Here is a 22483-nt window from a genome sequence, read left to right on the forward strand (position 1 = left end):
ATGCAGATGCCTGGAATAAAAATTTTTAAAGAAGTGTAAACAACATTTTTGCTGATAAATCTTTAAAAGACATCAGTATTTTCTATGATTAATTTATTTCTAATTTTTATTAAAGTTTTACATTATTTGCAATCAACTCCATCCATTTTGAAATCTGGAGTTTTTCAGGAGACTATATTATTATTGGGTTATTTATTGACGAGAGGCAGCAGCCCATTGGGAATACATTCAGACTGGGAACGAGGTTAGACAAGTCTTTGGGCTTTTCTTAGAGGATGTTTGAAAAGTCCTCTTATCGGTAGCAAAAAGTTCTAGATCCCCCTAAATCCACGCCACGTGCTTCTCCCAGGGGGAGACGCTACGCGAACAAGTCTCTTAACCGCAAGGGCGCAGTGGCTCCCCGATAAATTGGGGGACTTTGATTCCGGTTCCCCCCTTAAAAAGGGGGGATAGGGGGGATCCATCAGTGCCAAAAGTTACAACCAACCACTTTTCAAACTACCTCTTAGTGCCATTCCATCATGGTTGTCGAGGTATAATTTTTTGAAAGCGCGACGCGTTGATATTTTTCACTTATGAATCATCCTTCTTGCCTAACAATCCTGCTGATTGATGATTGCGTTCAAGATCGGCAAGCATATTCTCACTTCTTGCAGCAGGACAGCCTCTATACCTATCGCATTTTGGAGTTTGAGACGGCAACCCAAGCACTGAGATGGTGTCAACAGGAGATACCTGATATCATTTTGCTGGATTTTGTGTTGCCTGATGGGGATGGGCTGAAGTTTATTCAGCAATTTCGGCAATGCTGTAACCATACCGAAACTGCTGTGATTATGCTGACAGGACAAGGGGATGAAATCATTGCTGTGCGGGCGATGAAAAGTGGTGTCCAAGATTATCTGGTTAAAGATCAACTCACGGCAAAAGTGTTTCGAGGCGCAATTCATCATGCCGTTGAACGGATGCATCTTACCCGACAGTTAGAACACAGTCGGGAACAACAACAACTGATTGCTACGATCGCCTTAAGGATTCGTCAGTCTCTTAAACTAGAAGAGATTCTGCTAACCACCGCAACAGAAGTGCGGCAGTTTTTGAAAGCCGATCGAGTAGTTGTCTATCAATTTCAGCCGGATATGAGCGGCACAGTAGAGGCGGAGTCAGTGCTTCCAGGTTGGACGGTGGCTTTGGGGAAGCAGATTTTGGACACCTGCTTTCAACAGGGAGCCGGAAATGACTATCGCCAAGGGAAAAAACGAGCAATCGACGATATTTATCAGGCTGGCTTAACAAATTGCCATTTGCATCTTCTAGAACAATTTGAAGTCAAAGCCAATTTAGTAGTACCCATTTTGGTGAACGAGCAATTATGGGGATTATTAATTGCTCACCAATGTAGTGCATCTCGCCACTGGGAAGCAGTAGAACTGGATTTGTTAGATCAACTGGCGGTGCAAATAGCGATCGCCATTCAACAGGGAACTGCTTATCAGCAAGCACAGATAGAACTGGCAGAACGTCAACGCACAGAAGCAGCCCTAAAAGTCAGCGAAGAGAAACTCAAACTTACCCTGAATTTTGCTGGTATTGGCTACTGGGAGTGGAACCCAATCACCAATCAAATATTTGTTAGTGAGAATGCAATTCACTATTTGGGTTCTGAGCCGAGTGATGGGAACTGGACTTATGAAAAGTGGCTCAATCAGTTACATTTAGAAGATCGAGAATGGGTTGAGCCGGAATTGAGACAGGCGATCGCCACACAAACCGATTATGCTGTGGAATACCGAGTTGTCTGGCAAGATGGCAGCATTCACTGGGTATCGGTAAAAGGACGGGGAGTTTACGACGCAAGTGGACAAATGCTGCGAATGCTCGGCGTGGTGATGGATATTACAGAACGCAAACTATCAGAGGAAGAGCGGCGACACGCCCAGATGGTGCGAATTGAATTACAGCTCCTTGAGGATATCCTGGAAGCAGCACAGGTGGGTTACTGGGACTGGAATCTTCGGGACAATCAGGGATACTTTAGCCCAACCTTTAAGCGGATATTTGGCTATGAGGCTCACGAGTTAGTTAATCCCTCAGATAATTGGTGCTGTCTAATTTTTCTGGAGGATTTACCAGGGTTTGTGGAAAGCTTTCACCAATATTTTCAAACTTCTAGTCAAATCCCTTATTACAATGAGGTCAGATATCGACATAAAGATGGTTCTACTGTTTGGGCGATTTGCTGCGGTCGCGTCATTGAGTCGGATCAAGATGGCAATCCACTCCGCGTAGTTGGTTGCAACATTGACATTACCCAACGCAAACACGTAGAAGCCCAGTTATTAGCCATCACTAGTTTGCAACAAGCCATTTTAGATGGTACTGACTATGGCATTGTTTACAATAACTCAAATGGCATCCAAACCTTCAACGCGGCTGCTCAGAAAATGTTGGGCTACACAGCAGATGAGGTAATTGGCCAAATCCCAACTATATTTCATGACCCAGAGGAACTCAAGCAACGGGCAGCAGAACTCTCGCTGCAATTGGGTAGGGAAATTGCATCTGCTATGGAATTTTTTACTATCGTCACTCAAGACGGAAACGCCTATGAAAGCGAATGGACTCACATTCGCAAAGATGGCTCTCGCTTCCCTGTATTTCTGTCACTGAAAACCCTACACGCTCTGGAAGGACACAACATCGGATTTTTGGGTATTGTCAAAGATATTACCCAGCAAAAACAAATAGAGACAGCCCTTCGAGACAGCGAACTCCGTTATGCACATCTGGCAAAAGCGGCTCCTGTAGCGATTTTTCAGTTGGATGCCGTTGGTAAGTGTATTTACGTTAACGATCGCTGGAGTGAGATGACGGGTAGACCAACACAGGCAGCATTGGGGATGGGGTGGATAAAGGCTTTGCACCCAGAAGACCGCGATCGCATCATCAGGATTTGGTATAAAAGAGGATTAGATCAAACACGACTTTTTAGCAACGAGGGTAGGCATCTGCGTCCAGATGGCAGTATCAATTGGTTTCAGTCTTATGTGTTAGCCGAAACTAATGCTAATGGGGTTGTTATCGGCTATATCGGTACACTAACGGATATCAGCAATCGCAAACAGGCAGAAGAACAACTTCATCAACTATCGGAAAGACTGACCCTAGCACTCAAATCAGGACGATTCGGGATCTGGGAATATGATTTCGCCCAAGGAAGACAAATTTGGGATGACCGGATGCACGAACTATATGGGTTGAGCAACGGCGATTTTGCCGAAACATTAAATGCTTGGTTAAGCTACGTGCATCCAGACGATCGCAATCATGTATCGACAACTATCGAGCAAGTTGTGCAAGGCAAAAAAGAATATGATATGGAATTTCGCATCGTTAAACCAAGTGTGGAAGTTCGTACCCTCAAAGGCTACGGTATTATCAAGCGTGACCAGCAGGGTGAACCTGTAGGGATGATTGGGGTTAATTATGATATTACATCTCGCAAAAAAGCCGAACAAGAACTCATCCACAACAGGGATTTGCGAGAAGCAATTTTTAACGAATCTGCCGATGCCATCTTTCTGGTTGATCCGCAAACCCGACTCACCTTAGATTGCAATCGGCGGGCGGTAGAACTGTTTGAGGCGGTTGACAAAGCAGAATTGCTCAATATCAATGGGCAGACACTCCAGCGCCGTCCATTCACAGCCAGCGAAACGGGTGCGATCATGAGAGATATGCAGTCTAAAGGTGTATGGAGCTTAGAGATTGAATATGTTACTCTTCAGGGTAGGATTTTCTGGGGAAACATTGCAGCTAAACACATTACTGTAGCTGAACGTACCATGAGTCTAGTAAGGATCACTGATATCAGCGATCGCAAAGAAGCTGACGCAAAACTGCGGCAGACCAATGAGCAACTAGCCCGCGCCACTCGCCTCAAAGACGAATTTCTGGCAAACATGAGCCATGAACTACGAACACCTCTCAATGCCATTTTGGGGATGTCGGAGGGCTTCCAGGAAAGTGTATTCGGCTCCATCAACGAAAGACAAGCAAAAGCGATCGCCACTATTGAGCGCAGTGGCAGACATTTATTAGAACTAATCAACGACATTCTAGACTTATCTAAAATCGAATCTGGCAAACTGGAACTGCAATTGAGTGATGTTTCAGTCAGAAGCGTCTGTGATGGCAGTCTTGCCTTTGTCAAACAGATGGCTTTGAAAAAGAATATTCGTCTTAGTACTCATATCTCTAAGAATATTGACAATATCCAAGTAGACGATCGCCGCCTGCGTCAGATACTCATCAACCTACTGACCAACGCTGTCAAGTTTACGCCAGAAGGGGGATCTGTAAAGCTAGAAGTCCGGCTGGAAGAGGCAGGGGAGGCAGGGGAGGCAGGGGAGCAGAGGGGCAGAGGGGTAAATTCTTCCTCATCTTCCCTAAACGTTTGCTTCATTGTCACTGACACCGGCATCGGTATTGCTCCTGAAGAAATCGGCAAGCTGTTTCAGCCCTTTATCCAGCTTGACAGCAGCCTTAACCGCCAGTACAGTGGTACTGGTCTAGGTTTGGCACTGGTACGGCGGATTGCTACTCTGCATGGAGGAACGGTTTCAGTTAGCAGTGAAGTTGGCAAAGGAAGTTGTTTTACTGTCCGCATTCCCTACCATACCAACCTAACCACGCAGGTAACTAGTTCATTGCCCAGCTATCGCTTACCTGCTGGAAATGCTAAAGTTTTGATTATCGAAGATTCTATCGTGGCGGCTGACCAAATTACTCGCTACTTCGGCGAAATGGGAATGCAACCCATCATCTATTCCAAAGGTGAAGGAGCCGTAGAAGAAGTACTACGAGTTAACCCGGCTCTGATCATTCTGGATCTACAACTACCGAACCTATCGGGCTGGGATGTGCTAAATCAACTCAAGATCAACCCAAAAACCAAAGATATTCCAGCGATTATCATTTCAGTTGTAGATGAGCGTCGCAAAGGATTGGCTCAGGGAGCCTTTGAATATCTGGTCAAACCGATTACCCGCACTCAACTTCAGGTAACTATAGAGAAATTGCAATATTCTCCCCGTGCCGAATCGCCAAATTTGATTATAGTGCCAGAAGCCTCTCTGGACAAGCCTTTGATTTTGCTGGTAGAAGATAACCAAGCAAATATTGATACCATGTCCGGTTATCTTGAAAGTCGAGGGTATGATCTCATACTGGCAAACAATGGACAACAAGCTATTGACCTTGTGAGAGTTCAACGCCCCGATTTAATTGTGATGGACATTCAAATGCCGGGAATGGACGGGTTGGAAGCAATGCGCCGCATCCGTAATGAGCGCCAATTTGTGCATATTCCCATGATTGCACTAACGGCCTTAGCTATGCCTAGCGATCGCCAAACTTGTTTAGCAGCTGGAGCTAACGAATATTTGACCAAACCCATAAAACTTAAAGAGCTTGTAATCACAATTCAACTACTTTTAAGAAAGTAACGGAAATTCTCGATGAATAGTCAACCCTCTATTTTAGTAATCGATGATGAACCCGATAACTTTGATGTTGTTGAAACCTTGCTGGATGGTGAAAACTACCAGCTATACTACGCTCCTAGTGGTCAACAAGCTCTAAATCGTCTTGAGAGTTTTCAGCCCGATCTGATTTTATTAGATGTGATGATGCCCGATCTCGATGGGATTGAAGTTTGCCAGCTGATCAAAAGTGATCCACAATGGCAAGCGATGCCCATCATCATGGTGACAGCATTAACCGATAAAGAAGATTTGGCTCGATGTCTGGCGACGGGTGCAGATGACTTCATTAGTAAACCCGTCAATGGTGTAGAATTACGAGCCAGAGTTCATTCGATGTTGCGGATTAAGCAGCAGTATGACGATATGCAAGTCTTGCTCAAGCTGCGAGAAGACATGGTAAATATGATTGTCCACGATCTGCGAAATCCACTTGCCAGTATTGTCTTAGGAGCAGAGATTCTTCGGTTTGCAGGTTTGTCACCGAAACACCAGCAAGGAAAAATCGATCAAATTTTAATTGCTGGACAACAGCTACAATCGTTGATTGATAGCTTGCTGATCATGGCAAAACTGGAATCGGGCAAAATGCTTCTCAACTACACAGAAGTAGACCTTTGTGCCCTGTGTATCTCAGCTGTAGCAGATATTGAGGCGATCGCTGCCCAAAAGAACCTCACCCTGATTAGTGAATTACCCCAACCTGGTGGCATGATTGCAGTAGATGCAGTTATCTTTCGTCGAGTGCTGGATAATTTGCTCTCCAATGCCATTAAGTTTTCGCCATCCAAGTCTCAAGTCACCCTCCGGGGAGAGTATTTGCCCGCAGGAGGTGCGAAAGTACAGGTGGCTGATTCTGGTTCGGGAGTCCCTGAAGACTTACGACAAATCATTTTCCAGAAGTATGAAATTGGAAATTTGATGCCAGAAGTTTCGCAAATTGGTTTAGGATTGGCTTTCTGTAAAATTGCGATCGAGGCACATGGTGGTACAATTACCATCGAAGATAATCATCCGAATGGTAGTATTTTTACTGTATTACTCAAAAATCCCTAATTAACTCTAAAGTTGCGATCGCATTATTTTTTAATCTAGTCCACGGATATTATCAGGAGAAACCGTAAATCCACTAATAGCAAAAAACAATAAAAAACTCCACGCCACTTGCGGGATGGAGTTTTTAGTCATTAGTACCAATGACCAATGACTTTTGACTAATGACTAAAGCGGCGGGGCGGCTATCCCTCTACAGACACCTGGGGTGGAGTTTCCCGCCGCTTTTTATAAATAAAGCCCCCCTTTTTAAGGCAGGGCTGTTTCATTCGTTCAGATCAGAATTTTGTCAAGAGTATCAACCAGAAAATTTAGTGAGTTGGTAATCGAAAAATTACTGTTTCAATCGGTAAATTTAAGTGCGATCGCCTGGTTTTTGACCCAATTAGAGTGTTTAAAAACCTGATTTTTTTGACTGATACGCTTGTAAATTAAGGTCTTTTAGGGAATGAATCAGCCCTGCCCTTTTTAAGGGGGGTTGGGGGGATCTCTTATCGATAATCTTGCTTCTGAATACTCCCCAAACGAGCAGCATCACGAATATTATAGTCAGGTCGAGTAAAGCGATTTAGCTGCATTTCAAAGAAATCTCGATTGGCTTGCAAGTGCTTGGGATTTGGGTCATCTAATGGATATAAAAGTGCCGTTCGCAAAGCTTGAATTACCGCAGAAGTGACACAATACATTGACCGTTGAAAACTAACCCCTAACTGAATCAACATATCTTCTTCACCCCGGCAATGTTGGCTGTAGTAATCAATAAGATATGGTGGCAAAAAATGCAGCATATCTTGCATTAATAATGTGGGGGGAATGCCAGCCGTACCTACTGGAAATACATCAGCGTAAAGAATGCCATAGTGAAAATCTTTTTGGTCTTCTGGGACTTGACGCGCTTGAGCATTATAAGATTTTGTCCCTCGGAAGGGTGCGGTGCGGTAGAAAACTGCTTCGACATAAGGTAATGCGGCTTCATATAACCACATAAAACCCTTAGATTTGGGGACAATTTCGTAGCATTGTCCACGAATATAAACGTGATGGTAAATAGGACGACCTGCGATCGCAAATATACCATTAACTATGAAGCTCATCGCCTCTGGGACGCTGGTAATAGTACCTTCGTCATACCGGTCGGACATTTCAAAGAATACCGGAGCCATGATTTCCCAGAATAAGCCCAGGTTAGCGTAGTATGACATCTGGCGGCACTGTTCCAAAAACATATCGGGGAACAGCTTATAAAGCCCCAGCATAACGGGGTTTCCTTGGAAGTAAGCTTTAATTGCTCGGTCAGCGTTGGCTTTGTATTCTTCAGAATCTAGGTAGGGGTCAAATTGCCCACCCATCCCCCTGTGCCACAACATCGCTCGCATACAAGCTTCCGCAAATTCCATGTTAATGCGATCGTGGAACAAATGATGCAACAACTTGGGCATTTTGAAAGTCTCACCCTTCTCAATAAATGCCAAAAGTTCGGGATGTGCAGTAGCTTCGCCGCGCCAAATTCGTAAATCTGCATCATCACCAGCATAATGATTATGCAGTTCTAAATACTCTTTCGGCAAGAAGTATTTCAAGAAGGGAAGCGGGTTTAAAAATTCGCGTTCAGCAATATAAAGTAGGTCACGCCAGTAAAAATCCATCGGTACAGCATAAGCTTTGTATAAACCGATGATTTGCATCAAATTTTCTGGAGTATCGGGTAACATTGCACCGCCTGCTTCTAAGCGGTGAATTACTTCGGCAAATTCGTGATTAGAAGGAGGTAATTTAATTGCAGTTTTAATTGCTGTCATGGTAATCGTAAATTTGTAGAGACGCGATTTATCGCGTCTGGGGGGATAGGTTTTGAGACGCGATTTATCGCGTCTGGAGGGATAGGTTTTGAGTTTTGAGTTTTGAGACGCGATAAATCGCCGTCTCTACAAGTGTTTTGATGTATTTCCTATTTCAGCGCTACTTCTGAGATTACGGTTTTTTCTAAGGGGGGAATTGCAGCCACCATTGTTGTTGTTGTAGATTCACTCCAACGTACTAACCAACTGGGTTGTACTCCCAAAAAGATGATAAAAGCTGCCAAAATTAAAGCTGGTATTTTCTCAGACCATAAAACTTTGGGATAGTAGGCTAAGTTATCAAGTCTGCCAAAACAGGTACGGTTAAGGAGGATGACAAAATAAACTGCGGTTAATCCACTAGCCACTACACACAAAATTGTTGAGATGGGAAAGACAGAGAAACTACCTTGAAAGACAAGGAATTCCGCGATAAATCCGGTTAAACCGGGAATACCTGCACTAGCCATCCCACTTAAAACTAGTAAGGCGCTAATTAGAGGTAAACCACGTATGGGACTCATTAAACCATTGAGTTTATCTAACTCGCGGGTGCCAACTTTCGCTTCCACAACTCCCACCAGGTGGAAGAGAATCGCCAGGATGATACCGTGGCTAAACATTTGGGCGACTGCACCCACAAGTGCTAGGGAAGTACTGGCGGCAGCAGCTAGTAAGATATAGCCCATGTGACCGACGGAACTGTATGCTACCATGCGCTTGATGTCTTTTTGAGCGATCGCAATTACTGCCCCATAGATAGCGCTGATTGCTCCCCAAATCGCTAGAGTCGGTGCAATAATACTCCAAGCGTGGGGAAACATACCCAATCCAAATCGTAGCAGTCCATAGGTTCCCAGCTTTGCTAACACGCCACCCAGAAGAATGGCAATTGGTGCTGAAGCCTCAACATAAGCATCGGGTAGCCAAGTATGGAAGGGAATTAAGGGAATTTTAATGCCAAAACCTAATACTATTCCTGCTAGTAAAAGGATTTGTTTTGCTGTTGACAGATTTTCTGTAGAGACTGCATCAAAAGCGAAATTGGTAGAACCACTCAGCCACACCATACCCAAGAATGTTGCCAGAATTAATGCTCCCGAAACAGCAGTATAAATCAGGAATTTCATCCCAGCATAACCCCGTTTTGACCCTCCCCAAATGGAAATTAGTAAGTAGAAGGGGATTAATTCTAGTTCGTAGAATAGGAAGAATAGTAGCAAATTCTCTGCTACAAAAGCACCTGCAACTCCTCCACTAACTAATAAAATCATCGAGTAGAATAACCGAGGACGTTCAGTTTCTTTGCTACTGCTGTAAATAGCAATCCAAGTGAGCAGGCTATTTAACACCAACATCAATATAGAAAGTCCATCAACCCCTAATTGATAGGTTAAGCCAAGGGTTTCATTCCAGGGTAAATATTCTTTAAATTGCATTCCTGGATTGCTGATATCAAATTTTAGCAGGATAAACAGGTTCCAGAAGAGAACTATGCCAGAAAAAATTAATGCTGTTAGCCGAATACGATGACTAGGAATGCTTACAGGTAATATTGCTATCAAAAAAGCGGCGAAAATTGGCAGCCAAATCAAGACACTTAACATGGTATTTTTGTCCTTTGTCCTTTGTATTTTATGACTTACTCTTAGAGGTTGTTTGAAAAGTATTTAGCTGTGATTTTAGGCACTTGTTGATCCCCCCTAACCCCCCTTTTTAAGGGGGGAACCGGAATCAAAGTCCCCCAATTTATCGGGGAGCCACTGCGCCCTTGCGGTTAAGAGACTTGTTCGCGTAGCGTCTCCCCCTGGGAGAAGCACGTGGCGTGGATTTAGGGGGATCTAAAACGTTTTGCTACCAAGAGAAGGACTTTTCAAACATCCTCTTAGCCAATGACCAATGACAAAAATGCTAGACTACCATACTGATTTTGCCAGTATCTAAATCGTAATAAGCTCCAACTATTTTCAGCTTTTCTTCATCTATTAACTTAGATAAAACTGGTGATGATTTTAATTTTTGAACTTGTGCCAAAACATTTGCTTTACAAGCGTTTTCTATCTTATCTCCCGATTGGTCTTTTGAGCTTTCTACACTGGGTTTAATTGCCTCAATTAAACTCCCAATTTTTCCTGGCACTTCACCACCTTTAATTGCAGCACTCACAGCACCACATCTTTCATGTCCCACTACCACAATCACTTTGGAACCTAATACTAAGCTGCCAAATTCTAGGCTACCAATTTCTTCTGTTGTCGCAATATTACCAGCTACACGACAGACAAATAAATCTCCCAGTCCTTGATCAAAGACAATCTCTGAAGGTACCCGTGAATCTGCACAACCGAGAATCGAAGCAAAGGGTTTTTGACCTTTAGCAACTTCGACTAAACGCGAATGGGTTTGGTGGGGATTGCGGCGTTTTGTTTGGACAAATCTTTCATTTCCATCTAATAATTCTTGCAATGCTTTGTCGGGGGTAATATCATCTTCTACTGGGGCTTTTTCGGCTGCAAGTAAGTTTGAGTTAAGTCCGGCTGTCAATACACCTGTACCGATGGCACCTGCACCAAATTTGAATAAACTTCTTCTGGAAAGATTTGTCTGTCGATGTTGTCTGCTCATGGAATTATTCTCACAATATTAAACTGTTAACTTTTAGTAGGATATTTGCTGCTACCCTAATGTCGAGATTTGAAAAACCAAATTTAAAAACTGCACTCCCCAAAATGGCCAAGTTACCCACATTCCTAAAACACTTACTCCGAGAAGAACAGTTAAGGCATAAAACTGGGTTTGTCCAGAGGTGCTGTGTTTTAGACCTTCGCCACCTAATAGGGAAAATAAACCAACAAAGTTAACAATGCCATCAACTACAAAACGGTCAATCATGTCGGCAAGTTGGGAAATTTTGGCAACACCGAAAATGATGGTTATCCGATAGAGTTTGGGGGTGTAAAAGTCGTATGCAAATAAATCTTGTAAACCTTGCCAAGGGAGACGAATCGGTTTAGGAATGTTGCCTAAATAAATAATGCCAGTGATGCTGCAACCGAAAATACTCGACCAAATTAAAAGCAGTGTGACATCTTTATTTAGGCTTGCCCAATCGGGTAAAAGTGATAAGCTTTGCAAGACTAAAGGCAGATGTAGACTAATGCCAAGTAAAATCATCATTGGGAGAATCATTGGCCAGTGGGCTTCAGGCGATCGCTGACTCATTTGTGTCGCTTTACCACCAAAAATTAAACCAAATTCTCTGGTTAAACTCACGGCTGTTAAAGCATTTACCGCTATCACTACTCCCACTAACCAAGGTTGCGTTGCCCACAACCCATCGGCTAATTTCACCAATGCCCAAAAGCTACCCAAGGGTGGAAAACCAATTAATCCCAATGTCCCGACGATAAAAGCGATCGCAGAAATCGGGCGGCGTGTCCACAATCCGCCTAATTGGGTAACATCTTGGGTGATGCTATTCCAAATAATTCCCCCAGTACTCATGACTAACAAGGCTGCGGATATGGCATGGGTGAGTACTAACAATAGTGCTGTTTCGTATTGTTGCGTTCCCACGGCGATGAATACTAAACCCATGTATGCACTGACAGAATAGGATTGGCAGCGTTTAAGATCAATTTGAGCGATCGCAATTAACGAAGCACCCAACGCTGTTACTACCCCAATGGCCACCATTGCGGAGGAAACTATGGGCGAGATGGTTAACACAGGTTCCAATTTAATCAGCACCCATGCACCACTAGCGACTACTACCGAATTCCGCAAAATGGTACTAGGAACTGGGCCTTCCATTGCTTCATCCAGCCACAGATGCAGGGGGAACTGGGCGCATTTACCCATCGGTCCGGCAATTAAGGCTAAACCGACAAGTCCCATTGTTGTGGGGTTGACGTTAGCAGTAGCCGCCCATTCAGCAAGTTCTGTGTAATTCCAGGTTCCGGCGAGAGGCCATAATGCCAACACGCCCATCAGCAAAAATAAGTCTCCCACCCGCTTGGTTAAGAAAGCGTCTCTCGCACCTGTGACTACCAACGGCTGGCTAAACCATAAACCAACTAATAAGTAGGTTCCCAGTGTGAGGACTTCCAAAATTACATAGCTGAAAAACAAGTTATTACACAGAACAAGGGCGCAAAGTCCCGCTTCAAATAATCCTAATAAAGAATAGAAGCGTCCCCAACCCCAATCCATTTCCATGTAGCCGATGGCATAAATCTGCGCCAGCAAATTCAAGCCGGTAATCACAACCAAAGCACCGACACTGACTGAGGATATTTCTAAAGCAATGGTTAGGTCTAAACCAGCCGTAGATAACCAAGGGATAAATACTTCTTGGGCTGGCTGATTCCAAGTTGATTGTAAGGCGATCGCACTATGGACAAAGGCCATAAATGTCATCACCAGGTTTAGATAACCCGCCGGTCTTGGCCCTGTTTTCCGAATGATTCCCGGCGACCAAGGCACCGCTAATAAGCCACCGATTAAGGCATAGCACGGAACTAGCCAAACAGTCTCTAGTAGAAACTGAGCCATCAACTTACCTCTATATTTTCATCAAAAGTTGGGGGTTTTGAATCAACTAGCGTTGATCCCTGTTAACCCAGCGATGTCTACGACGGGCGATGACGCTCTCGACGAGACGCTAAAAGCGAACGCGGACTCGCTAACGCAACGCTTACGGCGTCGCAGTTCAGACAAATTTATCTTTATTTAATCTTGTTAGAAACAGCTTACCGTTATATCTGTCAAAAGGGAATTACTTTATCTAAAGAAATTTGAGATAATTACTCTAATTAATTCTTATATAATCGACTATTTGATTAATCAATAATAGCTATGGTTTTTTATCTATGATTTGAGTGTGGTATTAATCAATAGTTATCATTAGTTTTATCAATTGAGATTAAGTAGGGTAACAGTTGAGCCAGGGCGAATAGAATTCGCGGCTATACAAATAAAGTCCGCCTGCGCGGACTAAGGAAAAATTACCCACGGAGGTGGGTAAAGCCTCGTGTAGACGCGGTTTCTAACCGCCCTTTTAACTGTGCCCCTAACGCGTGCTGCTAAATTTAAATTACACTTCGGCAATTTTGTCAATCTGCCAAAAAACAGAAATAACCGGAGGTGTTTGGCCAAGTTGGCTGATGGGGGCGGGTTTCATGTCGCGGTAGTCGAGCAGTTGGACTAGGATGAGGTAGGCGATCGCTAAAATGATCGAAATCGCACCTGTAAGAATGGCAATTATTTTTGAGCGGTTCATCAGTATTTCCTGTAATACAACTTATTCTGCTTATCTCCACATTAATACTTGACACACTCACCGATATACATCGCTCTGATAAGCTCTCAGTAAAATAGTAATTAGTTGCTGTTCTTCATCCACCTGATAAACAACTCGCCAGACACCAACTCGATAGCGAAAAAGACCCGCGAAGTCAAATCTACCCTAAGTTTGGGCGCATCAATACCTTTGGTAATTGAGGTTGTATCAACCAACTGGCGGGACGATTACTATTTGAAATATGCTGACTGTGAAGAGATGGGTATCCCTGAATATTGGATTGTCGATTATGCTGCTTTGGGTGGACGTAATTTTATCGGTAATCCCAAACAACCAACAATCTCAGTCTGTAATTTGGTTGATGGAGAATATCAAATCAGTAAGTTTCGAGATAGCGATCGCATTATCTCCCAAACCTTTCCCGAATTGCATCTCACCCCAAACCAAATTTTTCAAGCTGGTTTAGTCTAGGTAAAAATAGTAACATTAATTCTCCAAGTCTCTAGCCACTTGTGTCGCTACAATCACTTGTGCTTCTCTTAGAATATAGCGGTTTCCATTCAGATGCGGTACAACATTACATCACAAGGTGTAGGGGCACGGCAGTGCCGTGCCCCTACGGGTGTACCTCACGTAAACGAGAACCGCTATACGATCACCATATAAATAACCCCGTACTACTTCCTGAATTACGGTATTGTCGTAAGGATTCAGGTCTAAACTTAAGGTATTAAAGATGGGATCTGTACAACAGAGTTAAGCATCGCTTTTATGGCTTGCTCAAAAAACTGAATTACAGAACGTCCTTGACGACGACAAGTCTGTATAACCGTCAATAAATTGGCAGTATCTTGGAACCGCTCTAACCTAGCAGATGCCAGTTTTATTAGCGCTATCCTCGGTAAAGCTAATTTGCAAGATGCCGATTTGTCAAGAGCAAAACTCAAACAAACGCAATTAGTGATTTAAAAAATATGATCACAACTGCACTTGGGCAGCCTAAATCTTATACGCAAGGAAATACCATCATGTCAGATATCAGTGGCATCAATATTGAAGGTAGCAGTAATGTTAGCGGTATCGCCGGCAATAATTCTATTGCTAATCTAGGAACCATTAGCGGTAACGTGAGTATTGCCCTCAATCAGTTACCTGATGCAACCGATGCCGAGAAACCAGGAATTAAAGAATTATTGTCGCAGTTGCAAGATGCAATCATCCAATCCACATATTTACCAGAAGAAGACAAAGCCGAAGCGCTAGAACAGGTGAACACTTTGGCAGAAGCAGGTAAAAATCCCCAAAAATCCACCAAGCAGAAGACTGCAAAAACAGCAATCACTATGTTGAAAGGGATATTTACAGGCTTACCTGCTGTTGCTTCTCTAGTTGAAGCGACCAATAAATTATTACCTGCGATCGCAAAATTATTCGGTTTAGCATAATTTAACGTGAGTTCAACGAACCTCTCCCAACCTTAAACTAAAGCTCAATTCTCTCCCTCTCCGCATCGGAGAGGGACGGTTTTACGTAGTAAAACCAGGGAGAGGTCTTATAAAAAATCCCTAAGCCGTTAATACTTGCTGGGCTGTCAGTGTTAACTCAGGGAAAGTCGGAGAATATATCTGCTGGTTTCCTGTAAATACTGTTTGGTTATAACGTCCTTCATCCCACAAACAGACTGTCACCTTTGCCTCTAGAGGATCAACAATCCAGTATTCAGGGATGGAAAAGGCTGCATACTCAAGTGGTTTCCTTTGATAATCTCGCTTCACAGACTCAGTGCTAACCACTTCTACTGTCAACAGTGGTGGTAACTCAAGCACGGCCGATTTACCCTGAATAGATTGTCGCTGTTCTTCAGTCATCACAATTAAGTCAGGGAGACGGGATTTTTTCACGGAGGTACGAACGCCAGTACCGCTAGGGCGAACCTGCCAATCTAACCCTAGTCGTTGAATTTCCAGATAGAAACGGATTAACAAAAAAGTAATGATAGCTTCATGCAAATCTGAGGCTGGAGGCATTTCTAGCAGTACCCCATCTTCAAGTTCATAGCGCTTGTCAGCGCCATCATCGTAGGTGAGATATTCCTCAAAAGTATACAGACGTTCTACAGGTTTTGTCGTGGACATACTCTTGTAATTCGTAATTGCCTATGATCATATCTACTTTGTTGATTATCAGGTAGCTTTGGAATATAGAGTTGAGTTTTTCCAAGTGTCTTTAACTTCGGTAACTACGGTGTACACACAAGTCGAATTACCCCCCTTAATCTCCCCGATGTATTGGGGGGAAAAAATAAATCTAGTTCCCTCCCCAATACATACGGGCAGGGTTAGGGTGGGGTAAAATACTTTCTTCATTCTCAGGTAGCTTTAGAATGTAGAGTTGAGTTTTTCCCAAATGTCTTTAACTGAAGAAATTCTTTCCCAATTACCCGGCGATGTATTAGCAGGATTACGCCAAAGCGATCGCATCTTAGCATCTCTGCGCGAAAACACCGCATCTATCCCAACGTTAGTTAAAGAAAGTCAACAGCCTTTAGGTATCGCAGACTTCGATGTAATTATCTGCGGTGGCACCTTGGGCATTTTAATTGGTTGCGCCTTGGCGGTGAAGGGACTGCGGGTGGCGTTGATGGAACGGGGAATTTTGCGGGGGAGGGAACAAGAGTGGAATATTTCTCGCAAAGAATTAGATGTGTTTGTGGAATTGAACTTGCTGACTGAGGAAGAATTAGCAAGTGCGATCGCCACTCAATATAACCCAGCGCGAGTTAGTTTTGCTGGTGGTACAGAAGTTTGGGTAGAGGATGTTTTGAATATCGGCGTAGATCCAGTTTATCTACTGGCTACTTTAAAAACTCGATTTCTCGCCGTTGGTGGAAAATTGTTAGAAAATACACCTTTTACTGAAGCGGTAGTTCATCCAGATGGGGTGATGCTAAATAACCAATTCAAAACTCGGTTATTAATCGACGCAATGGGACATCTTTCACCCATCAGCCAACAAGCACGCCAAGGGAAAAAACCAGATGCTTTATGCTTAGTTGTGGGAAGTTGCGCTCAAGGTTTTCCCGAAAATAACTCAGGGGATTTAATATTATCATTTACATCTTTGCAAAATCAATGTCAGTATTTTTGGGAAGCCTTTCCAGCCAGGGATGGCAGAACTACTTACTTGTTTACCTACATAGATGCACATCCCCAACGTTTAACTTTAGAAGCTTTATTTGCAGAATATCTGCGTCTATTACCAGAATATCAGGGAGTGGAATTGAGCAAGCTGAAATTTCAGCGATCGCTATTTGGTTTCTTTCCCACCTATCGCCAAAGTCCCCTAAAAACCCCTTGGAATCGCATTTTACCAGCCGGAGATAGCAGTGGTAATCAATCTCCCTTAAGTTTTGGTGGTTTTGGGGCAATGGTGCGTCACCTGAAGCGTTTAACTTATGGCATTTACGAAGCGCTAGAAACAGAACAATTATCTGCACAAGCCTTAACACTGCTGCAACCCTATCAGCCGAGTTTAACTGTCACCTGGTTGTTTCAAAGGGCGATGAGTGTTGGTGTAAATCAGAAAATTGCCCCAGATCAAATTAACCAACTACTCTCGGCAGTATTTGAGGAAATGCAACAGTTGGGTACACCAGTGCTAAAACCATTTTTACAGGATATAGTGCAGTTTTCGGCATTAACGCAAACACTGTTAAAAACTGGTTTATCTCATCCGGTATTAGTTGCCAAAATAATTCCGCAAGTAGGTTTAGGGAGTTTATTAGATTGGACGGTGCATTACAGTAATTTAGGTGTATATACTGCCTTATTTTGGTTCAGTCCAATGTTAGAAACATGGATGAAGAATCAACCAAAAGAACAACAATATTATTGGCATCGTTTGATTGATGCTTGGAAATATGGTTCTGGCGGTGATTACTCAGATGAAACTTAGAATTTTAGCTGTGTGAGGATAACATGATTGAACGGAAATCTTTAGGAATAAAATACTTCGCGGTGCTGATTGGATTCCTGCGCGATCGCCAAGGATTTCTAGAGGAAGTTCGTCAAGGTACGAGATTACCAACTAAAATCATTTCGCTGCTAGTTTGCAGTTCCTTATTTATCGCTGCTTATGGCGGAATCATTGGTGCATACCATAGCTGGATGCAAGCTATATCTTCCGCCATTAAACTCCCAGCCCTCTATTTAATCACACTTTTGATTTGTATCCCGACGCTATACTTTGCTAACATTATATTTGGTTCCAAGCGGACTTTTGGACAGCATTTAGTATTAGTCTTAACTGCGGTTTCAGTCACAAGCGTACTTTTATTTAGCTTTGCCCCAATCACACTGTTCTTCTTAATTACCACCAACAATTACCAATTTTTAATTCTCTTAAACGTCTTTATCTTTGCCATCACTGGATTTATTGGTATTTCGTCTTTATATCAAGCCACAAGTTTAGTTTTAGAACAAGACAATGAAGGTAGTAAGACACGCCAGAAGATTTTACAATTTTGGCTACTTCTTTACGCTTTCGTAGGCAGTCAGTTAGGATGGACTCTCAGACCATTTTTTGGCACTCCTGGTTCTGCCTTTGAACTATTCCGCGAAAGAGAAGGTAATTTTTATTTAAGTGTAATTCAAGCTATTAGCTATCTCTTAGGAATCCGTTAATTAGTCATTAGTAACTCTATAAATATCTGATTTCCTCTCCTGATATCTTGCACCAGGCGATTAGAAATCGCGGCTACACGAGGCTTTACCCGCACTTCGACAAGCTCAGTGACCACCTGCGCGGGTTGAAAACCTTGATTTTGCATTAGTCCGCGTAGGCGGACGAGAGTTTGTATAGCCGCGATTTCTAATCGCCAGGGCTAGCTAGGTGCAAGATATGAGTCTCTGCGCTGCGCCAGTTGCTTCTCCCCCTGGGAGACGCTACGCGTAGCAAGATCCCCGGAGGGGTACAAGTCGGCCATTGCCCACCCAACGCACTGGCTCCCAAGCGTTACAGTATAGCGGTTCTCGTTCACGTGAGGTACACCCGTAGGGGCAATTCATGAATTGCCCCTACACTTTGCGATCTAATTTTGTACTGCATCTGAGTGGAAACCGCTATATGCCCTACCCCAATACAGTTCAGAATGAGCAACAAAACACTTGTAGAGACGGCGATTTACGCGTCTCGAAAACTCGAAAACCAAAAATTGTTGCCAGTAGCCCTTAACCCAAGCGTATTGTGCCCTACCCTAGTTGCATTGCTTAACTGAAAAATTCCGGTAAGTTAAGAAAATACCAGTAGAATTTACGGCTATGGTAATGTAAGATGATTATCTTGCTGATATCTATAACCTAAACAGAGTCTAAATTACTAAAGCTGAGAGTTGGGAAACTCCGGTGAAATTCCGGGACTGTGCCGCAGCTGTGATGGGATCACCCAAGTCAGAATGCCAACTCTCAGGATGTCTTCAAGACACACTCACCGTCTACTCCCTGCGTTGCACGGGGAAGGAGTTCTAACTTTGTTTTCTGGATTTGCCACTTGTCCTGGCTTGTTTTATCCTACTCCCGCCGCAGATGGTATATTATCTCGCGTTAGAATACCAGGTGGAATTATTAGTAGTCAGCAGTGCCGTGCGATCGCAGATATAGCAGATAATCACGGTGGCGGCTATGTGGATGTGACTAATCGAGCTAACCTGCAAGTTCGTGAAATCCGCACGGGGATAAATGCTGAGGTTCTGAAGTACTTACAAGATATGGGATTGGGTTCTGGCAATACTCTTGTAGACCAAATCCGCAACATTATGACCAGTCCAACTGCTGGTATCGACCCCCAGGAATTAATTGACACTCGTCCTTTTGTCCAAGGTTGGGATGATTATATTGCTGCACATCCGGCGCTTTCGGGACTGTCGGCAAAATTTAGCGTTTGCTTTGATGGTGGTGGAATAATTCAGGTGTGCGATCGCTTAAATGATATCGCCTTTGCTGCTGTCTTAGTTGACGATAATGTTTACTTTCGCCTTTATCTTAGTGTCGGCGACAAGGGTCAACCGCCCAGCGATATGGGAATTTTGTTACCACCAGAGGAATGTTTGCCCGCCTTGGCAGCTTTGGCAGATGTCTATCTAGCTCATAGTCATACTAAGAGTAAGCGGCGGCTACGTCTCTTAGAGTTATTGAATACTTTGGGTTGTGAAAATTATCTCCAGGAAGTTGAGCAGCGTCTACCTTTTTCTTTTTTAGGGAGTGAAATCAGAAAAGACCTAACCCCCCAACCCCCAACCCTTGTAGCGTTGGGGGAGAAATTCTCCCCTCTCCTTGTAGGAGAGGGGTTGGGGGAGAGGTCAAATGCTAAGTACAAGCATATTGGTATCCATCCACAACGTCAGCAAGGCTTATTTTACATTGGTGTCCTCTTACCCCTTGGGCGATTGGAGAGTAGACAGATACGGGGTTTAGCAGATTTAGCAACAAAATACGGCAGTGGAACTCTCAGACTAACCCCTTGGCAAAATTTGCTCCTTACAGATATTCCTCAGCAATGGGTTAATGATGTCCAAAATGAAATTGCTTTCTTAGGATTAGATTACTCTGCAACCAGCATCAAGAGTGCATTAGTTGCCTGTTCTGGAAAAAAGGGTTGTGCCGCTTCTGCCACAGATACTAAAAGTCATGCGTTGGCATTGGCAGAGTATCTTGAAACTCGCGTTACTCTGGATTGCCCAGTTAATATCCACTTTAGCGGCTGCGAAAAATCTTGTGCCCAGCATAGTAAGAGTGATATTACTCTCCTCGGTGTCAGCATTGAGGCTGACAATGGAACTGTGGAAGGCTATCACGTTTATGTTGGTGACAGCAAGCAGAAATTCGGACGTGAACTATATCAATATGTAACTTTTGCCGAACTACCTGCATTAATAAAGCGGATGCTAGATGTATATAAAATTCAACGCTTAAATTCTGATCAGTCTTTTGGGGAATTTGCTAATCGCTATCCACTAGCCCAATTACGCCAGTTATTTAATATTATTCCTAAATCATTCGTCAACAACAAGATTCCTAACTTTTTAGAGAAGTTAGGAATCTGAGCCTTTCGATTTTTATATGTCAATCCCAAATCCAAAATCTAAAATCCCAAATTGAATGCCCGACTACATCCGAGATGCCAACGAAATTTACCGTAATTCCTTCGCAATCATCCGGTCAGAAGCGAACCTCGATGTGCTGCCACCAGATGTAGCAAAAGTTGCTGTACGTCTGATCCATGCCTGTGGAATGACGGATATTGTTACTGACTTGGGATATTCATCAACAGCAGTACAATCCGCCAGGGCTGCACTGGCAGCAGGAGCGCCAATTCTCTGCGATTGCCGGATGGTTGCCGATGGCGTTACTAGGCGACGGTTGTCTGCAAATAATCAAGTTATTTGTACCCTCAATGAGCCGGAAGTGCCAGAAATTGCCCAGGGTATGGGTACTACAAGGTCGGCAGCAGCTTTAGAATTATGGCGATCGCACCTCGAAGGATCGGTAATCGCAATTGGCAATGCACCCACAGCACTGTTCCGACTTTTAGAAATGCTCGATGAAGGAATGCCCAAACCTGCGATTATCTTAGGCTTTCCAGTGGGTTTTGTCGGTGCAGCCGAATCGAAAGCAGCATTGGCAGCAGACAGCAGAAATGTACCATTTTTAACATTACACGGTCGGCGCGGTGGAAGTGCGATCGCCGCAGCAGCAGTTAACGCCCTGGCAACGGAGGAAGAATGAATATGAAACCCAAAGGTCGTCTTTATGGAATTGGTGTCGGACCAGGCGATCCAGAACTATTGACTCTGAAGGCGCTGCGGCTATTGCGTGCCGCTCCTGTGGTAGCTTATCAATCAGCCACAGATAAACAAAGTATTGCTAGAGCGATCGTAGCGCAGTATCTTCCTGGCAATCAAATCGAAGTGTTATTTCACCTCCCCCGTGCTTTGGAACCAGAAAAGGCCAAGTCTATTTATGACCAGGAAATTCAACCAATCGCTGACCATTTAGCAGCCGGTCGAGATGTCGTTGTGTTATGTGAGGGAGATCCATTTTTCTATGGCTCATTCATGTACCTGTTCACCCGGTTATGTGACCAGTACGAAACAGAAGTTGTCCCTGGAGTTTCTTCATTGATGGCTTGTCCAGTAGCCTTGGGTGTACCTTTCACCTACTACAACGACATCCTCACAGTCTTACCCGCCCCATTGCCAGCAGAAGAACTGACTACACATCTGCTGATAACCGACGCAGCCGCAATTATGAAGCTAGGTCGTCACTTTACCAAAGTGCGGGATATCCTACATAAATTAGGGCTAGCATCACGGGCAAGATATATTGAGCGAGCATCAACATCACAGCAACGCATCGTACCTCTGGATGAAGTTGATCCAGCTGAAGTACCATATTTCTCGATGATTGTGATTCCCACTAAGAATAGACTATAGACAAATGGCACTAAGAAAAGCTCTAAGCTTTGCCTTAACGGGTTCCCAGCCTGGAGGCTGGGAACCCATTCTCGGAGGGCTGCCGCCTCCTCTTTCTTGACCAGAGGCAGCAGCCCACTCGGAATACATTCCCAGCCTGGAGGCTGGGAACGAGGCGACATAAGTCTTTGGGCTTTAGAAGCGTGCCATTCGACTATAGACCTACCTTTCTTTTTGGTAAAAGTATTGTTTACCATAAAGAAATACTTCAAGAAAATTT

15 protein-coding genes, 2 pseudogenes and 1 riboswitch are annotated in these 22483 nt (G+C 43.7%); of the genes and pseudogenes, 10 read left to right on the forward strand and 7 right to left on the reverse strand.

Annotation, left to right across the window (positions count from 1 at the left end):
* Nucleotides 1-575: 575 nt before the first annotated feature.
* The gene (locus V7K97_RS24750) at nt 576-5507 is read left to right on the forward strand and encodes a PAS domain S-box protein (protein WP_334803632.1); all 4932 of its coding nucleotides are present in this window, start codon (nt 576-578) and stop codon (nt 5505-5507) included.
* Nucleotides 5508-5519: 12 nt separating this feature from the next.
* A complete protein-coding gene (locus V7K97_RS24755) occupies nt 5520-6599 on the forward strand; it encodes a hybrid sensor histidine kinase/response regulator (RefSeq protein ID WP_334803633.1) in 1080 nt (359 codons plus the stop codon).
* Nucleotides 6600-7087: 488 nt separating this feature from the next.
* Here the strand turns inward: V7K97_RS24755 and V7K97_RS24760 are convergent, their stop codons facing one another.
* The 5 genes from V7K97_RS24760 to V7K97_RS24780 all read right to left on the reverse strand — a co-directional run bounded on the left by V7K97_RS24760 (nt 7088) and on the right by V7K97_RS24780 (nt 13715).
* A complete protein-coding gene (locus V7K97_RS24760; RefSeq protein ID WP_334803634.1) occupies nt 7088-8395 on the reverse strand; it encodes a CO2 hydration protein in 1308 nt (435 codons plus the stop codon).
* A gap of 149 nt (nt 8396-8544) precedes the next feature.
* Entirely contained in the window at nt 8545-10041 is a 1497-nt protein-coding gene (locus V7K97_RS24765) for an NADH-quinone oxidoreductase subunit M (RefSeq protein ID WP_334803635.1), read from the reverse strand.
* A 304-nt stretch (nt 10042-10345) separates the two neighbouring features.
* Nucleotides 10346-11059 (reverse strand): carbonic anhydrase, encoded by a 714-nt coding sequence (locus tag V7K97_RS24770; RefSeq protein WP_334803636.1) that lies wholly within the window; start codon nt 11057-11059, stop codon nt 10346-10348.
* Nucleotides 11060-11110: 51 nt separating this feature from the next.
* Nucleotides 11111-12988 (reverse strand): NAD(P)H-quinone oxidoreductase subunit F, encoded by a 1878-nt coding sequence (locus tag V7K97_RS24775; RefSeq protein WP_334803637.1) that lies wholly within the window; start codon nt 12986-12988, stop codon nt 11111-11113.
* A 541-nt stretch (nt 12989-13529) separates the two neighbouring features.
* Nucleotides 13530-13715 carry a hypothetical protein gene (locus V7K97_RS24780; RefSeq protein WP_334803638.1) on the reverse strand — a complete coding sequence of 62 codons (186 nt, stop codon included), beginning with the start codon at nt 13713-13715 and terminating at the stop codon, nt 13530-13532.
* Nucleotides 13716-13892: 177 nt separating this feature from the next.
* On the opposite strand from V7K97_RS24780, the pseudogene V7K97_RS24785 reads away from it, so the two are divergent.
* Nucleotides 13893-14207 (forward strand): annotated as a pseudogene (locus V7K97_RS24785) (Uma2 family endonuclease); the annotation flags it as partial.
* 251 nt (nt 14208-14458) lie between these two features.
* Here the strand turns inward: V7K97_RS24785 and V7K97_RS32160 are convergent.
* A pseudogene (locus V7K97_RS32160) lies at nt 14459-14611 on the reverse strand (IS66 family transposase); the annotation flags it as partial.
* On the opposite strand from V7K97_RS32160, the gene V7K97_RS24790 reads away from it, so the two are divergent.
* Both V7K97_RS24790 and V7K97_RS24795 read left to right on the forward strand, forming a co-directional pair.
* Nucleotides 14577-14705, forward strand: a complete 129-nt coding sequence (locus V7K97_RS24790) for a pentapeptide repeat-containing protein (RefSeq protein WP_334803639.1) — start codon at nt 14577-14579, stop codon at nt 14703-14705. The pseudogene V7K97_RS32160 and the gene V7K97_RS24790 sit on opposite strands and share 35 nt — an antisense overlap.
* Nucleotides 14706-14710: 5 nt before the next feature.
* The gene (locus V7K97_RS24795) at nt 14711-15181 is read left to right on the forward strand and encodes a hypothetical protein (RefSeq protein WP_334803640.1); all 471 of its coding nucleotides are present in this window, start codon (nt 14711-14713) and stop codon (nt 15179-15181) included.
* 120 nt (nt 15182-15301) lie between these two features.
* On the opposite strand, the gene V7K97_RS24800 is transcribed toward V7K97_RS24795, so the two are convergent.
* Nucleotides 15302-15871: a Uma2 family endonuclease gene (locus V7K97_RS24800; RefSeq protein WP_334803641.1), complete on the reverse strand. Its 570-nt coding sequence runs from the start codon at nt 15869-15871 to the stop codon at nt 15302-15304.
* A gap of 271 nt (nt 15872-16142) precedes the next feature.
* Between V7K97_RS24800 and V7K97_RS24805 the strand changes: the two genes are divergently transcribed.
* The 5 genes from V7K97_RS24805 (at nt 16143) to V7K97_RS24825 (ending at nt 22224) form a co-directional block, all read left to right on the forward strand.
* Entirely contained in the window at nt 16143-17690 is a 1548-nt protein-coding gene (locus V7K97_RS24805) for an FAD-binding oxidoreductase (protein WP_334803642.1), read from the forward strand.
* Nucleotides 17691-17713: 23 nt separating this feature from the next.
* Nucleotides 17714-18418, forward strand: coding sequence for an actin-binding WH2 domain-containing protein (locus V7K97_RS24810; protein WP_334803643.1), 705 nt, complete (start codon nt 17714-17716; stop codon nt 18416-18418).
* A 700-nt stretch (nt 18419-19118) separates the two neighbouring features.
* Nucleotides 19119-19202: riboswitch (adenosylcobalamin-variant (AdoCbl-variant) riboswitch) on the forward strand.
* 1 nt (nt 19203) lies between these two features.
* Nucleotides 19204-20835 carry a precorrin-3B synthase gene (gene cobG / locus V7K97_RS24815; RefSeq protein ID WP_334803644.1) on the forward strand — a complete coding sequence of 544 codons (1632 nt, stop codon included), beginning with the start codon at nt 19204-19206 and terminating at the stop codon, nt 20833-20835.
* A gap of 55 nt (nt 20836-20890) precedes the next feature.
* A complete protein-coding gene (locus V7K97_RS24820; protein WP_334803645.1) occupies nt 20891-21517 on the forward strand; it encodes a precorrin-8X methylmutase in 627 nt (208 codons plus the stop codon).
* 2 nt (nt 21518-21519) lie between these two features.
* On the forward strand, nt 21520-22224 hold the full coding sequence (locus V7K97_RS24825) for a precorrin-2 C(20)-methyltransferase (RefSeq protein WP_334803646.1): 705 nt from the start codon (nt 21520-21522) through the stop codon (nt 22222-22224).
* Nucleotides 22225-22483: the final 259 nt, after the last annotated feature.

Source organism: Nostoc sp. (genome assembly GCF_036917815.1).
GTDB lineage: Bacteria > Cyanobacteriota > Cyanobacteriia > Cyanobacteriales > Nostocaceae > Nostoc.

Excerpts from the sequence above, each read along its gene's own strand:
- V7K97_RS24750 (WP_334803632.1), top strand. The coding sequence starts at position 576 with ATGAATCATCCTTCTTGCCTAACAATCCTGCTGATTGATGATTGCGTT.
- V7K97_RS24755 (WP_334803633.1), top strand. The coding sequence starts at position 5,520 with ATGAATAGTCAACCCTCTATTTTAGTAATCGATGATGAACCCGATAAC.
- V7K97_RS24760 (WP_334803634.1), bottom strand. The coding sequence starts at position 8,395 with ATGACAGCAATTAAAACTGCAATTAAATTACCTCCTTCTAATCACGAA.
- V7K97_RS24765 (WP_334803635.1), bottom strand. The coding sequence starts at position 10,041 with ATGTTAAGTGTCTTGATTTGGCTGCCAATTTTCGCCGCTTTTTTGATA.
- V7K97_RS24770 (WP_334803636.1), bottom strand. The coding sequence starts at position 11,059 with ATGAGCAGACAACATCGACAGACAAATCTTTCCAGAAGAAGTTTATTC.
- V7K97_RS24775 (WP_334803637.1), bottom strand. The coding sequence starts at position 12,988 with ATGGCTCAGTTTCTACTAGAGACTGTTTGGCTAGTTCCGTGCTATGCC.
- V7K97_RS24780 (WP_334803638.1), bottom strand. The coding sequence starts at position 13,715 with ATGAACCGCTCAAAAATAATTGCCATTCTTACAGGTGCGATTTCGATC.
- V7K97_RS24795 (WP_334803640.1), top strand. The coding sequence starts at position 14,711 with ATGATCACAACTGCACTTGGGCAGCCTAAATCTTATACGCAAGGAAAT.
- V7K97_RS24800 (WP_334803641.1), bottom strand. The coding sequence starts at position 15,871 with ATGTCCACGACAAAACCTGTAGAACGTCTGTATACTTTTGAGGAATAT.
- V7K97_RS24805 (WP_334803642.1), top strand. The coding sequence starts at position 16,143 with ATGTCTTTAACTGAAGAAATTCTTTCCCAATTACCCGGCGATGTATTA.
- V7K97_RS24810 (WP_334803643.1), top strand. The coding sequence starts at position 17,714 with ATGATTGAACGGAAATCTTTAGGAATAAAATACTTCGCGGTGCTGATT.
- cobG (WP_334803644.1), top strand. The coding sequence starts at position 19,204 with ATGTCTTCAAGACACACTCACCGTCTACTCCCTGCGTTGCACGGGGAA.
- V7K97_RS24820 (WP_334803645.1), top strand. The coding sequence starts at position 20,891 with ATGCCCGACTACATCCGAGATGCCAACGAAATTTACCGTAATTCCTTC.
- V7K97_RS24825 (WP_334803646.1), top strand. The coding sequence starts at position 21,520 with ATGAAACCCAAAGGTCGTCTTTATGGAATTGGTGTCGGACCAGGCGAT.